Below are 14926 nucleotides of genomic sequence, written 5' to 3'. Positions count from 1 at the left end.
AGATGATGGAATGGATCGTACATTGGCCAACCTGGGGGCTTTCCCGTTGGTTCGGCATAATTGCTTATTTACTTCTTTTTGCCGGCATAAGCACGGGTGTCCTCTATAGCTATCCGATGTTCAAAAAGCGGCCGAAAGCAAGAGTCACATTGTTCCGCTGGCACACGTACATGACGAACGGTGGAGCGCTTGTTGCATTCGCGCATGTGACAATGCTGCTCATTAGCACCTACGCCCCATATAGCTGGAAAGAAGTGCTCGTGCCATTCGCTGCTGTGAAGCATCCGGTGTGGAACGGGCTTGGCACGCTCGCTTTATACGGCGTGGCGCTATTGTTGCTCTCGTCTGATTTTCGTTCCAAGCTCAGCCGTGCGTTATGGTTCGGCATTCATCTGTCTGCCTATCCGATCTTCGCGGCAGCAGCCATTCATGGGTATTACATGGGAACGGATAGCGGGCAAGCAGCAGCAAAGCTCATGTACGGCGCTACGATTGTTGCGATTGTCGCATTGTTTGCCATTCGCCTAGTTATTCGTGGGCAAACTGCTCGTGGCAAGGCGGCTGGCGTGTGGGGGAACAGGCCCAATATGCAACGCTAATATCTTAAAGCTCGGGTCTCCCGAGCTTTTTATTTTGCGTTCCTTGTGCCGGCGTCGGGTGATGGGCACATCTCGCCAACCCTCACTTGCAGCGTCTAAGGTGACTAATGGCGGGGGTGAGAACATTCAGCACGATTGCCATTGCATTTGTTACAACGAATAGTGCTCCAAAATGTTCGAAATGGAGCTGCCATTGCAGATCGTGCAATGGCAAGCGCTGAATAGGTGTTGATAGCGTCTAAATCGAGGTAGTCGCCGCTACGCCTTTGCACGAATTGCAATGAGGCATGCTATAACGTTGCCAACCTGCCAGTTCATTTTACAAACTGCAATGGCTAACTTGTTGGATGGCCAATGTGCCTGAAAGCGAGGGTTCGAATGGTTGACACTCAACCCGTCTGGCCATAAGCGGCCTATGGCCGCTGTATAAGCATAATTTTTGCATGCAGGAGGTCATAAAAAGCAGCAGGTTTGGGAATATTTACTTAAGGCAACTGTACAGCACGGAATGCTGCGGTTGCCTCTATTCGTATTTATCCCGAAGCCGATACTGGCCAATTATACACACGAGAGGAATTAAGGGGACCCATGATACTTAATGCCGAGCAACTGGAGCAGAAGGCGCATGAGCTGGCACTTGTTCATAATCCGGGCGTAACGCGGCCTAATGAAACTGGCGTCATGCGTGCTTGGGAACGTGATATGGACAGCCTTCGGCAATTTGCTGCCGTGTTGAAAGCGGACGGGGGCGCATGCACCCAGCCCGCAGAGCAATGGCTGCTCGATCATGCAGATTTTATTGAGAAGGAAGCGTTAGTCGTTAGGCGGGAGCTTAAGCGCGGCTTGCTTCGTAAACTAACCTGGCTCAAAACCGACGGAAGGCCGCGCACGCTTGCGATGAGTGACGTTTATTACCGTTCCACGAATGGGCTGCTTACGGTCGAGTCGCTGGCTTCGTTCGTGAACGCTTATCAAGAGATTGCTGCACTAACGCTGGCGGAAGCATGGTCCATGCCCGTGCTTCTTCGAATTGCAGCGATTAGCAGGCTGGCCGATCTGATGCGTGAAGTTCGAGAGCGGCATGAAGCGTGCACAAGAGTGGAGCGGCTCTTGAAGGCGCTTGGGCCGCCAGATACGAAGCTCGTCGCGTCCGATATCAAGGAGGCGCTTGAACGGCAAGGCGATTCCCTGCCGTTATCGGGCGCGGTTCTCGTACATTTGATCAGCCACCTGAATGAATGGGCGGATGATGCAAACACAGTGCGCGAATGGCTCGTATGCAAGCTGGATACCGGAACGGAGCATTTGAACCGCATCGTAACGTATGAGCATCAGCTTCAGGCAGCGCATGAAGTGGAGTGCGGCCACCTGATCGGCAGCATTCGTACGTTGTCGCGCGGGCAATGGAAGCAGGCATTCGAGCAAATTAGCGTTGTTGAGCGTACGTTAATAACCGAGCATTCCGGCACATATCGCAAACTTGACGAGACGAGCCGGCATACGATTCGCCATCGCGTGGAGCAGCTTGCCTCACGCTTTGGCGTCCCTGAAAACCTGATCGCTTCGCAAGCGATTGCATTGGCGGGCACGAGAGCGGAGCGCCATGGCAGCGAGGCGTTTCATATCGACCTCAAAGGGGATTTGCATCCTGTGGACCGGAGCGGAGCAGCTCCGCGTGATACGTTCGCGGCATTTTATCTCCTTGATGCGAGCGGCGTAGAGCAGCTGCATCAATCGCTCCATGCTTGCAGTGAGCCGCGCAAGCTGCGCGGGGCTGCAGTCCGCAGGAATCGGGGCTCGGCTTATGCAATGTCGATAGCTGCAGCTTTCATCGTATTCGCAGCTGGCTTCACAGCGTGGGTTGGCATCGATGCAGGCTTAACGGCTGGCATGTGGGCAGCGGTTATCGTACTGCTGCTGATGCCAGCGGCTGAATGGGCGATCACGGTTGGCCATGGCATGATTGGAAGCGCAGCGCGCACGCGCCCTCTGCTTCGATATGACCTATCATCGGGCATCCCAGCTGAGGCGAAGACGCTTGTTGCCATGCCGATTATTTGGTCCAAGCCAGAGGAAGTGGAGGAGCTTGCCGATCGGCTGGAGCTGCACTATTTGGCCAATCGGGATGATCAACTGTACTTCGCGTTATTGGGAGACTACACCGATGCGTCGAATGAACGTGCGCCTGGCGACGAAGCTTTGCTTCGCGCAGCCCGTGAGCGAATTGCCCGGCTGAATGAACAGCATCCGCGTGAAGATGGCGGACGGACGTTCCACCTGTTCCAGCGCAAACGGCAATGGAATGAAGCGGAAAACGTCTGGATGGGCTGGGAGCGCAAGCGGGGCAAGCTGGTGGAATTTGTCGGTTTGCTGCGCGGGGATGCCAATACGAGCTTCTTGGCAAGCAAGGTCCCAAGCGAAGAGCTTCGTGATGTTCGGTACTTGATAACGCTTGATGCAGATACAGAATTGCCGATTGGTGCGGCGCAACGAATGGTCGGGACGATGCATTTGCCTTACAATCGCCCGCGCCTGAACGCTTCAAGAACCCGTGTAGTGGAAGGCTATGGCGTGCTTCAGCCGAGAATCGGCATTAGCTACGAATCGGTCTCGAACTCCCGGCTTGCCCGATTGTGGTCAGGCGAACCGGGCATCGACCCCTATGCCTTCGCGATGTCTGATCCGTATCAGGACGTATTCGGGCAAGGGATTTTTACGGGCAAAGGGATTATCGATATTGAGGCGTTCGCAGCAGTGCTCAGCGAGCGCATTCCCGACAATACGGTGCTCAGCCATGACTTGCTCGAAGGCGGATTTCTCCGTGGGGGCTTATTATGCGATATCGAATTAATCGATGGGCACCCCGCGACGTTTCTTGCCTACCAGAAGAGGCTGCACCGGTGGGTGCGGGGGGATTGGCAACTGCTTTGCTGGCTAATGCCGCGCGTATGCAATCGGACGGGAGAGCTGCAAGCCGTGGATCTGGCGCCGCTTACCCGCTGGCAAATTATCGATAATTTGCGCCGCAGTTTGCTGCTTCCTGGCTTAACGGCCTTGTTCATTGCCGCCGCTTTCCTGCCGGTTCGGGCATGGGCAGTGATGGCCATTATCGCGCTGTTGACGCTGGGCATGCCGATTATCCGCTCTCTCGTGCAGCCTGCGCGATTAATGCGTAAGCCTAGGACGCTGCTCTCGGCGCTTGGGCAATCCGTAGTCACGATCGTTACTCTGCCGTATCAAACGGTATTGATGATCGACGCAATCGGCCGATCGCTGTTTCGCATGTACCGCTCCCGCCAACATTTGCTGGAATGGACAAGCTCAGCGGAAGTGGAGCGCAGAAGTGAGAAGCAGCGTGCGATATATGGGCTTGGATGGGGAATTGCGATCGCCCTCGCCTACGGCGCGGTTTCGTTGTTGTCCGCTTATGCGGCCGTTCGCTGGACAGGCCTAGCAATTGCAGTTGTTTGGCTTGCTGCGCCAGCCGTTGTCCGTTGGATTAGCTCGCCGCCTGCGAAGAAGGATAAGCCGCTGTCTGAGGATGAGCGGACCGAGCTGACGAAGCTCGCGGCTGATATTTGGTCGTATTTTGACCAATATGCCGTACAATCGGACAATTGGCTCGCACCGGATAACGTCCAGCTGGACCCGCCTAACGGGCCAGCGAGACGGACGTCGCCGACGAATATTGGCTTGCAGCTGGCTTGTACGCTGGCTGCGAGGGATTTTGGTTTTATTGAAACGGGAGACATGCTGGAGCGAATGGAGCGGACGGTCGACACGATCGAACGGATGGAGAAGTGGAAGGGCCATTTGTACAATTGGTATGAAACCCATACGCTGCGCCCGCTGCCGCCGCTTTATGTCTCGACGGTAGATTCCGGCAATTTCGTCGGTTATTTGATTACGGTCAAGGAAGGCATATCCGACTATATCGCTGGCAAAATGCCAAATGGCGGGAAGAAGGCCGAAACTGCTTCTCGCGAACGGGGACTGCGCCTCATCGACAGGCTGGCAAAGCTCATTAACGGGACCGAGTTTGCGCCTTTGTATGATGATGCTTCCCAATTGTTCACGTTAGGCTACCATGCTTCTGCTGACCGGAAGGAAACGATTTTATACGACCTGCTGGCATCCGAAGCGAGGCAGGCGAGTTTTCTTGCGATCGCATTTGGCCAAGCGCCCGCTGCGCATTGGTTCAAGCTTGGGCGTGCGATGACCAAGTCGGGCAAAGATGCGACGCTGCTGTCTTGGTCCGGCACGATGTTCGAATATTTGATGCCGGCGCTGCTCATGCGGACGTACCGAAATACCCTTTGGGATCGAACGTACCGTGGAGCCGTACGCCGGCAGATCGAGTACGCGAATCAGCGCGGCGTGCCGTTCGGCATTTCGGAATCCGGTTATTACGCGTTTGATTATCAAATGAACTACCAGTACCATGCGTTTGGCGTGCCGGGGCTCGGGTTCCAGCGTGGGCTTGAGGAAGATCTTGTGCTTGCGCCGTATGCGGCTATTATGGCGCTCCCCTATGCGAAGCACGAAGCGCTCGAGTCGCTCCGCCGAATGGGGGAGATGGGCGCACGGGGAGAGCATGGCTATTACGAAGCGATCGATTGCACGGATAAGCGGATGCCAGAAGGCCAACGCTCCGTCATCATTCGCAGCTTCATGGTGCATCACCAAGGCATGAGCCTGCTGACGCTGGCAAACATGCTGCTGCCGCGCACGATGGTCGACCGTTTCCATGCGGACAAGCGGGTTCAAGCGGCAGAGCTGCTGCTGCAAGAGCGCATGCCGGAGAAACCGGCGTTAATTGCGGATTCGGCCAAAGCTTATACGTCGCGAACGACCGCTGTGGAGGAGCAGGAACGCGTGGCACCGCTGCGGGAGTTCACGGATTCAATTACCCCCGTTCCAGAGGTATGCGTGCTGTCCAATGGCGCATTCTCTTCTATCGTCTCGAATAATGGCGGGGGCTTTACCCGGCTGGGCGGCATCTCGATTTCGCGCTGGCGAGAGGATCCCGTCATCGATCCGCCTGGCATCGGCATGTACATTCGTGATGTGAGCAATGGTGCGGTATGGTCGCCAGCTTATGAGCCAAGCCGAGTCGCTTCGGCTGAAATGCGCACACAATTTTCGCTGCACCAAGCGAGCTTCCTGCGGAAGGACGGCCCCTTCGAGACGGAGATGGACATCTGCGTATCGCCTGAATATCCAGCTGAGGTACGGCGGATCATGGTGACGAATACGAGCCCAGAAATACGCATCGTTGAAGTAACGACCTATACGGAGCTGGCGTTAGCGCCGCCGAATGCGGATGATGCGCATCCCGCATTCAGCAAGCTGTTCGTCCAAACGGAATACGACGCGGATCGGGAATGCCTGTTGGCCGTTCGCCGGCCGCGCGACAGCCACGAGAAGCCAAGATGGGCGGTTCAATCGTTGTCGATTGGCTGCGATGCTCTAGGGCCGATCGAATACGAAACGGATCGCGCTTGCTTCATCGGCCGAGGGCATACGCTACTGCATCCGCAAAGCTTAAGCAGCCGCTTATCAGGCACGATTGGCGCTGTTCTGGATCCGATATTCGCCATTCGCCGGCGCGTCTCGATTGGCCCAGGCGAACAGGTGAAGCTGTTCGCGATTACAGGAACGGCCGAATCCCGTGATGAAGCGCTTAGCATTACGCAAGCGCTTTGCGGCGAGCAGCAGATTGAGCGGACGTTCCAGCTGGCGTGGACGCACAGCCGAATTGACCTGCGCCACCAACGGTTAACCGCGCATGAAGCTTCGTTGTTTCATACGCTTGCTGGCCGCATCTTGTACCCGGCGCCACTTCGCCCAGAACGTGCACAGAGCATTGCGGCGAATGGCAAAGGGCAATCTGGCCTTTGGCCGATGGGCATTTCGGGTGATTTGCCGATTGTGCTTCTGACGCTTGAAGATCGGTCACAGCTGCCGTTCGCGATTCGGCTGATGAGCGGACATGGGTATTTGTGCCGGCGTGGGCTGCCGTATGACTTGGTTATCTTGAACGAGTCAGCAGGCGGTTACCAACAGGATGTGTCGGATAACTTGCGTGTCGCAATCGAGCAAAATGTCGACAAGCAAGCGGTTCGCCCCGGCGGGGTTTATCCGGTAGCGGCGAATCAGCTGTCTGCCGAAGAGCGGATATTGCTGTTTGCCGTTGCTCGAGTCGTGCTTCGCGCAGACGGGCCGAGCTTGAAGGCGCAGTTGAAGGCGCTGGCAGGACAGCCGTCTATTGACGCTGAAGGCGAAGCGATGCTGTCATTCCATGAAGGGCGGCAAGGCTATCAATATGCCCCGCCAACTGCAGAAAGCCCAGAAGCCGAGCTGGAGCTATTCAACGGCTGGGGCGGATTCACGGCGGATGGGAAGGAATATCGCATCAACTTGCGCGGTGACAAGTTCTTAACAGCCCCATGGAGCAATGTGATGGCGAATCAAAAATTTGGCTTCCTCGTCACAGAGCTAGGCACCGGCTACACCTGGTGGCGGAACAGCCGGGAGTTCAAGCTAACGCCTTGGTCGAATGACCCGGTGCTCGATCATCCGGGCGAAGCCTGCTACATTCGCGATGAGCAGACTGGCGCGTTTGGTTCACCGTCGCCGGCGCCAGCCTCGGCCGATGCACCTTGTATCGTGTCGCATGGCCGCGGCTATACGAGATTCAATAAGACAGAGCTTGGCCTCACGCAGCAAATGACGGTGTATGTGCCCAAATCCGATCCGGTCAAAATCGTCGAGCTCACGCTCAACAACGCAACGGGCCAACAGCGGGAACTGTCGGTTTCGTATGTATGCGACTGGGTGCTTGGCGTGAAACGATCCATTAGTGCATCGCATATCGTGACCGAATGGGATGCGGATGCGGGCGCGATGCTCGTCCGAAACGCTTACCAAGAAACGTTCCATGACGATTGGGCGTTTTTGAGCATTCATGATGAGGCTGGAGCAGGAGCGGTCCCGGGGGTGGAAGCTGAATCTGGCCAGCCGCCTCGCCTTTCGTATACATCGGATCGAGCCGAATGGCTTGGCCGAGGCGGCACGCCAGCGTCCCCGGAGGCGATGAAGCGGGCACAGCTGTCCAACTATATCGGTGTTTCGCATGATGCATGCGGTGCGGTGCAATTGAAGCTTACGATCGAGGCGGGAGCCTCGAAAACCGTTTACGTGCTGCTCGGCGCTGAACACTCTCGCGAGGGTGCATTGGCAATCGCGCGCAAGTACAGCAAAGCCGAAACATGCCGAGCGGCCTACGAAGAGGTTGTCCAATTCTGGGAAGAGACGACGCTGCAGGCGAAGGTAACGACGCCGAACAAGGAAATGAACTATTTGCTTAACGGCTGGCTGCTTTATCAAGCGCTTTGCTGCCGGATGTGGGCGCGGACGGCTTTCTATCAAGCAGGCGGCGCTTTTGGCTACCGCGACCAATTGCAGGATTCGTTGTCCATGCTGCATGCAAGGCCGGATATTACGCGAGCGCAAATCGTGCTGCATGCTGCGCATCAATATGAAGAAGGCGATGTGCAGCACTGGTGGCATGAAGAGACTGAGCGTGGCATTCGGACCAAATACTCCGATGACTTGCTCTGGCTGCCGTACACAGCCGCGCGATATATTACACAAACCGATGATGAATCGGTATTGGATGAAATGGCGCCTTACCTCACGAGTGCAATGCTCACAGATGAGGAGCATGAGCGGTACGAGGCGACCGTCTTGTCCGAGCAGCGAAGCACGGTCTATGAACATTGCGTACGCGCCATTGAGCGGGCTTCCCGCTTCGGCGAAAATGGCTTGCCGCTCATGGGCATCGGTGACTGGAACGATGGGATGAATTCGGTTGGCGATCTAGGCAAAGGCGAGAGCGTCTGGCTTGGGTGGTTCCTATGTGAAGTGCTGCGCCAGTTCGCAGAGGTATGTGATCGGCGGGGAGATGCTGAGCGTGCGGCAGAATACCGTGCACGCCGGGAAGCAATCGCGGCAGCGATTGACAAGAGCGCATGGGACGGTGAATGGTACCGACGCGCACGTACCGATGAAGGCAATTGGCTCGGCACGACGCATAACGAAGAGTGCCGGATCGACGCCATCGCCCAGTCCTGGTCCGTTATTTCCGGTGCAGCGCCGAGGGAGAAAGCGCAGCAAGCTATGGCTTCCTTCGATCGCGAGCTGGTGGATCGGGACATAATGGTCGCACGGCTGCTTACGCCGCCATTCGACCGGACTGACCCGAGTCCCGGCTACATTCAGGGCTATCCGCCGGGGCTGCGCGAGAATGGGGCCCAATATACGCATGGCGTCATTTGGAGCATCGTCGCATGGTGTGGCCTTGGCAATGGAGACAAAGCGATGGATCTGTTCCATCTGCTGAACCCGGTAACGCATGCGCGCAGCGAGAGTGACGTACGAAAGTATGCAGGAGAGCCTTATGTTATGGCGGCCGATGTGTACACGCGTGATCCTGTCAAAGGCCGCGCAGGCTGGACTTGGTATACTGGCGCATCTGGCTGGATGTACCAAGCGGGCTTGGAATGGATTATCGGGCTGCAGCGCCGTTCGAATCGGCTGTACTTGAGACCAGCTGTCCCACGGGATTGGCCGTCCTTCGAAGTCGAGTATCGGTATGGCAAAACAACCTATCATGTGAAAGTGAAGCTCGTTGACGCGGTAGCGGAGCAAGAGCAAGCGATGCCGCTCGATATTGATGCAGCGGGTGATTTGCAGCCGCATCAGGATTCGATCCTGGTGAAGCGCGATGAATTCGGCAGCTATATCGAGCTGGTGGACAAAGGCGGCATCCAGCCTGTGGAGATGACGCTGCCCCGTTCCATGCCCAATGCTGCGGTTCAAGCGGAAGCACGCGCATAATGTAGCGTTGAACGAAATGGTAGCTGCATCGCAATAAGCAATAAACAATAAACAGCACCTCTGCTCCTGAAGGCTTTGAAGCCAAGCATGGAAGCGGAGGTGCTGTTCGTTTTTGGTACCAAAAAAAGATGGTACTAGTCCCGCCATTAGGCCCATTTTACAATTAGGCTAACTCTTTCAATAAATGTAAAGGGGGACTGCGTATGTTCCAACCATATTCGGCAGCCCATTGGGGCGCATTAATCGGCTGTGCGGCCGTGTGCATAGGCTTCATTCTCTTGCGCAGGCAGCTTCGCAGCCATAAAAAAGCAAGCAGGGCAGCAGCCATTGCCATCGCGCTCGTGCTGGCGATATCCGAGTTGGCTCTCTATCTCACCTATACCATGCGCCATGAATGGAGCATAGGCGCACTCCCGTTCCAGCTATGCACAATATCGTTGTGGCTATCAGCCATCATGCTGCTAACCCGCAGCCAGAGGCTATATGAAATTCTCTTTTACTTAGGCACGATTGGCGCGCTGCAAGCGATGCTCACGCCTGATCTCACAGAGACGTTCCCTCATTTTCGGTATTTTCACTTTTTCGTGGGGCACATCGGCATTATTGCAGCATCAGTCTACATGACAGCAGTGGAGCAGTTTCGTCCAAGGCTGCGTTCCTTGCCAATGGCGGTCATTGCACTTCATGTGTTCGCCATTCCTGGTGCTATCGTGAACGCGATCGCGGGCACAAACTATATGTTTCTCGCTTGGAAGCCTGTCGGCGGCTCGATGCTCGACTGGCTTGGCCCTTGGCCATGGTACTTGATCGAGCTCGAGCCAGTCGTATGGCTGTTATGCGGCTTGCTGTATGGCACGGTGCGTCTATTGGATCGATTGGGAGCGAGGAGGGCGGCTCATCCTTCATCGCAGGCTTGATTACCCCGCAGGCTTCCATTTCATAATGACAAACCCGCCCAGCACGACTAGCAACCCGACGAGCGTTCGCCAAGTCGGCGCTTCCTTCATAAACCACCAGCCGACGACCACGCATAACGCCAGCTCGATGCCTTTGGCTAAGCTAAGCGAGAAGGTCAAGCTGCCAAACGATTTTTGCACGCCCACCACGCCATAACCGATCATCAAATTTGCCACAAAGAAGCAGGGCAGCAGCTTGAAGTGATACCATGCAGCTCGCAGCAAAGCATGATCGATGTGGACGGCTTGATAAGCAAAAATCGTATTAATGACCAACAATCCCCCAGCTAGCAGCCCGGCTGCAACCCATATTGCCATTGTCTTAGGTACCTCCTTCTTCCACGGAATGTTTCCTTCATGCAACTAATTTGTCCGAGAGAACATCGGAATATGTCCGCCATGGAACATTAGAATTCTCTAGGAAAACGTTGGAGAATGGCCAATAATGATACAATTGAACGCGTGTGATCGTTTTCATGCCATTATTTTCGCTCAATTACGTCATTGGAGGTACTTAAATTGATGTTCAACAAGATCAGGCTATATGTCGCTGCTCTCCTGTTGTTGTCATGGATCGCCATCCCGCAGGCGCAGGCAGAAGCGAGCAATGCTTTCGTAACTATGTCAGTTGGAAGCACGGGTCCGCAGGTTGTAGACCTGCAGCAACGGCTTCGGATGCTCGGCTATTTAAGCTCGGAAGCAGACGGCAACTATGGCGATGGAACGAAGGTTGCTGTTCAACGTTTTCAAAAAGGGGCAGCCATAGCGCAAACAGGCGTCGTCGGGCAAACAACGATGCATGCGCTCAAAAAAGTAACGGTCAGCCGGGCCGACTTGTCCATGCTGGCGCGAATCGTTTATTCTGAAGCAAGGGGCGAACAATATGACGGCCAGGTGGCAATTGCCGCTGTCGTGCTGAATCGCGTCGCTTCGAAAGATTTTCCGGATACGATTGAAGATGTCATCTTTGCGCCTGGCGCATTCCATACGATAGATAGCGGTACATATTGGCTCGAACCGGATGCGGAGGCGTTCCGTGCGGCGATTGATGCGGCGAAGGGCAATGACCCGACGAACGGCGGATTATATTTTAACGGCGTTAACGCCAAGCAGAACGATTGGTTCAAATCACGTACGGTGACAGCGACGATTGGCGGCCATATTTTCGTAAAGTAAGAATTAGGCAGAACGTTTATACTAGGGGTATAGAAAGGTGGAATTTCAATGGCGGCGCAGCAGAAGGCAATAACGAAAAATAGCGTGATCGGGTTCATCGGCACAGGCATTATGGGAGCGAGCATGGCAGGCCATCTGTTGCGGAACGGCTATGAAGTCCACGTATATAACCGGACCAAAGCAAGGGCGGACCAGCTTGTGCAGGCTGGGGCGCAATGGCAGGATTCGCCGCGATTAGTGGTGGAGCGGGCGGATGTGATCTTCACAATGCTTGGGTACCCGAGCGATGTGGAGAGCATCTATTTAGGCGAAGAAGGATTGCTGGCGCATGCTCGCCCCGGCGCGTATTTGCTGGATATGACGACATCAAGCCCTGCGCTGGCGAAGCGAATTACAGCCACTGCTGCGGCACGGGGGCTATGCGCATTGGATGCGCCTGTATCAGGCGGGGACATCGGCGCACGGGAAGCGCGCCTGTCGATTATGGTTGGCGGACCGAAGGAAGGCTTCGATGCGGTGGAGGGGCTGTTGACGCTGCTTGGCACGAATATTGTCTATCAAGGCGAGGCTGGGGCGGGCCAATTCACTAAGATGTGCAATCAGATCACGATTGCATCGAATATGATCGGCGTGAGCGAAGCGCTTGCGTACGCGAAGTCGGCAGGGCTGGACCAAACACAGGTGCTCAAGAGCATCCAGTCGGGCGCAGCAGGCAGTTGGTCGCTGGCGAACCTTGCGCCGCGGATGATCGCAGGCGATTATGCGCCGGGATTTTATGTGAAGCATTTTGTGAAGGACATTGGCATTGCGATTGAATCTGCTGCTGAGATGGGCCTTGAGCTGCCGGGGCTGAAGCTAGCGCAGTCGTTGTATGAGCGGCTGATGGCGCAAGGCGGCGCAGATCAAGGCACGCAAGCGTTGCATGGCATTATTGTTGGGAAGTAACCTAGCTTGACATAAGGAGATGCGTATCCATGCTTGGATGTGCATCTCTTTGCTGTTGGTTCTAATAAGAATATAAAGGGGGGGCGCATGATGGCTGAGCCGTATCGAGCACATACTTATCGCCCCGGTGGCGGAATGCGCAAATTCGGCAATGGAGAGAAAGTAAAGCCGGCAAGCATTTGGCACATGCTCAGCCGGATTTTCGAGCATGCACGCGTACAATGGAAGCTTCTTATCGTTGCTATATTATGCATCATTGCGATCTCGCTGCTGGAATTTACGATTCCACAGTTAACGCGCTATACGATTGATGTCCTTATTCCCGGAAAACATTATAACCAGTTAGCAGGGTTAGGGGCAGGCATTATGGGAGCAGCTCTGCTGCTTGGCATACTGAACTATCTCAGTGCATCAACCACGGCATCACTCGGGCAGCGTGTCATTTACGATCTACGCAATGATTTGTACCGGCATATTAACCGGCTGGACCTTGGCTTCTTCGACCGGAACCGGACGGGCGATCTTATGTCTCGGGTGACAAGCGATGTCGGCGTGCTCCAACAGCTGATTTCGTCCACGATGATTCAGCTTGTGACGGACCTATTCACGTTCAGCGCAATTACGGTTTATATGTTGTTCTTGGATTGGCGGCTGACGGTGCTGCTGCTGGCGACATTCCCGCTTATGGTGATGACGACGAGACTGTTCGGCAAGCGCATGCGCAGCTCGTTCCGTACGGTGCAGGAATCGGTGGCGGAGGTAAGCGACCATTTGCAAAATACGCTTTCGGGCATTCGGCTGATCAAATCGTTCGCGACTGAATCGCTGGAATCGGAACGGTTTGCCCGCCACAGCAAACGAAATATGGAGGCGAACATCCGCGTAACGAAGCTTCGTGCGATGTACGAGCCCGTCATTGATCTGCTGAATTATCTCGGGCTTGCAATTGTGCTCGTGTTCGGCGCTTGGCTGACGATGAAAGGCTACTTGAGCGTTGGCACGGTCGTTGCTGTTATTGCATACTTGCGGCTGCTCCAAAATCCGATTCGGCGTTTCAGCCGGATTATTAATACGATCCAGCAATCGGCGGCAGCATACGAGCGGATTTCTGAAATTATGAACACAAAGCCTGAAATCATTGATGCACCCGACGCGATTTCCCTTCCGCGGATTCAAGGGCAAGTGGAGTTTCATGATGTAAGCTTTCGTTATTCCGGTTCGGGCGATAAGGCGGTGCTGGAACGGTTCAATTTAACGTTAGAAGCGGGGAAAGTAACGGCGTTAGTCGGGTCCTCGGGCTCGGGCAAAACAACGATTGCCCATTTAATTGCCCGGTTTTATGAGCCGCAGGCGGGCGAAATTACGATTGACGGCTACCCGCTCCGCCAAGTGTCACTTGCATCGCTGCGTGAACGGCTTGGCATCGTCTCCCAGGACATCATATTATTTAATGGCTCCGTTAGGGATAACATTAGTTATGGCAAACAAGATGCAACTGAGGCAGAGCTGATGGCTGCTGCCCGCGCAGCGAATGCGCATGATTTTATCGAGGCGTTCCCAGACGGTTATGATACCGCGATTGGCGAACGGGGCGTGAAGCTGTCCGGCGGCCAGAAGCAGCGCATCTCCATTGCCCGAGTTATTCTGAAAAATCCGGAGCTCATCATTCTCGATGAAGCGACTGCTTCGCTCGATACGGAATCGGAGCATCTGATCCAAGAGGCGCTCGGAAAGCTGCTTCGAGGGCGAACATGCCTCGTCATCGCGCATCGGCTGTCGACGATTCAACAAGCGGACAACATTCATGTACTGGAGCACGGGAGCATCGTGGAGAGCGGCACGCATGAGCAATTGCTGCGGCTGGACGGGCGCTACCGAGAGCTGTATGAGCTGCAGTTTCCGCAGGCGGAAGGCGAATAGGGCTAGTAGGAAACACAGATTGGTTATAGGCTGCTCCTGCTCCTTGCCAGCAGCTCAACTTTTATTAGGCCGAATTAGAAAACCGTCTGCGCATGAAGCGCTGGCGGTTTTTTGGTGTGGACGGCAATGGACGCTAACGGACTCCACGGCCGTTATTGCGCCGAAAAACGGGAGGTTTGAGCTGTAACGGACTCCAGAGGCGTTAATCCCGTTGAAAATGCATCAAATGGTGCAATTTGGACGAAATAACGGCCGTGGAGTCCGTTAAAATTTCAAACAGCCTGATTTGAGCGAAATAAGGGCTTTCCGGTCCGTTACGGCAAATCCGACAGCAAACAGCAATTCGGAGAGCGAATTCGAGCAGCCGGTCAGTAAAGCCGGCCGATAGCCGATGACCGACGGTCGACGGTCGATAGCCGATGGTCAAGC

7 protein-coding genes are annotated in these 14926 nt (G+C 55.1%); 6 read left to right on the top strand and 1 reads right to left on the bottom strand.

Going from position 1 to position 14926, the window contains the following annotated elements:
* Positions 1 to 2: 2 nt before the first annotated feature.
* The 3 genes from GON22_RS20330 (at position 3) to GON22_RS20320 (ending at position 10417) form a co-directional block, all read left to right on the top strand.
* Positions 3 to 599 (top strand): ferric reductase, encoded by a 597-nt coding sequence (locus GON22_RS20330; protein WP_160397952.1) that lies wholly within the window; start codon positions 3 to 5, stop codon positions 597 to 599.
* Positions 600 to 1187: 588 nt separating this feature from the next.
* Entirely contained in the window at positions 1188 to 9500 is an 8313-nt protein-coding gene (locus tag GON22_RS20325; RefSeq protein WP_160397951.1) for a GH36-type glycosyl hydrolase domain-containing protein, read from the top strand.
* 203 nt (positions 9501 to 9703) lie between these two features.
* The gene (locus GON22_RS20320) at positions 9704 to 10417 is read left to right on the top strand and encodes a YwaF family protein (protein ID WP_160397950.1); all 714 of its coding nucleotides are present in this window, start codon (positions 9704 to 9706) and stop codon (positions 10415 to 10417) included.
* Here the strand turns inward: GON22_RS20320 and GON22_RS20315 are convergent, their stop codons facing one another.
* Positions 10418 to 10774, bottom strand: a complete 357-nt coding sequence (locus GON22_RS20315) for a hypothetical protein (protein WP_160397949.1) — start codon at positions 10772 to 10774, stop codon at positions 10418 to 10420.
* A 204-nt stretch (positions 10775 to 10978) separates the two neighbouring features.
* Here GON22_RS20315 and GON22_RS20310 point away from each other — a divergent pair, with 204 nt between their 5' ends.
* The 3 genes from GON22_RS20310 to GON22_RS20300 all read left to right on the top strand — a co-directional run bounded on the left by GON22_RS20310 (position 10979) and on the right by GON22_RS20300 (position 14497).
* Entirely contained in the window at positions 10979 to 11632 is a 654-nt protein-coding gene (locus GON22_RS20310; RefSeq protein WP_160397948.1) for a cell wall hydrolase, read from the top strand.
* A 48-nt stretch (positions 11633 to 11680) separates the two neighbouring features.
* On the top strand, positions 11681 to 12577 hold the full coding sequence (locus GON22_RS20305; protein ID WP_160397947.1) for an NAD(P)-dependent oxidoreductase: 897 nt from the start codon (positions 11681 to 11683) through the stop codon (positions 12575 to 12577).
* A gap of 90 nt (positions 12578 to 12667) precedes the next feature.
* A complete protein-coding gene (locus GON22_RS20300) occupies positions 12668 to 14497 on the top strand; it encodes an ABC transporter ATP-binding protein (RefSeq protein WP_160397946.1) in 1830 nt (609 codons plus the stop codon).
* Positions 14498 to 14926 lie beyond the last annotated feature (429 nt).

The organism is Paenibacillus sp. MMS18-CY102, from assembly GCF_009789195.1.
Taxonomy (GTDB): Bacteria; Bacillota; Bacilli; order Paenibacillales; family Paenibacillaceae; genus Paenibacillus_T.
Note: the sequence above shows the minus strand (reverse complement) of the source record. Positions and strands in the feature narration are given on the sequence as shown.

Coding starts and splice junctions, on each gene's coding strand:
- GON22_RS20300 (WP_160397946.1), top strand. CDS start 12,668: ATGGCTGAGCCGTATCGAGCACATACTTATCGCCCCGGTGGCGGAATG.
- GON22_RS20305 (WP_160397947.1), top strand. CDS start 11,681: ATGGCGGCGCAGCAGAAGGCAATAACGAAAAATAGCGTGATCGGGTTC.
- GON22_RS20325 (WP_160397951.1), top strand. CDS start 1,188: ATGATACTTAATGCCGAGCAACTGGAGCAGAAGGCGCATGAGCTGGCA.
- GON22_RS20330 (WP_160397952.1), top strand. CDS start 3: ATGATGGAATGGATCGTACATTGGCCAACCTGGGGGCTTTCCCGTTGG.
- GON22_RS20320 (WP_160397950.1), top strand. CDS start 9,704: ATGTTCCAACCATATTCGGCAGCCCATTGGGGCGCATTAATCGGCTGT.
- GON22_RS20310 (WP_160397948.1), top strand. CDS start 10,979: ATGTTCAACAAGATCAGGCTATATGTCGCTGCTCTCCTGTTGTTGTCA.
- GON22_RS20315 (WP_160397949.1), bottom strand. CDS start 10,774: ATGGCAATATGGGTTGCAGCCGGGCTGCTAGCTGGGGGATTGTTGGTC.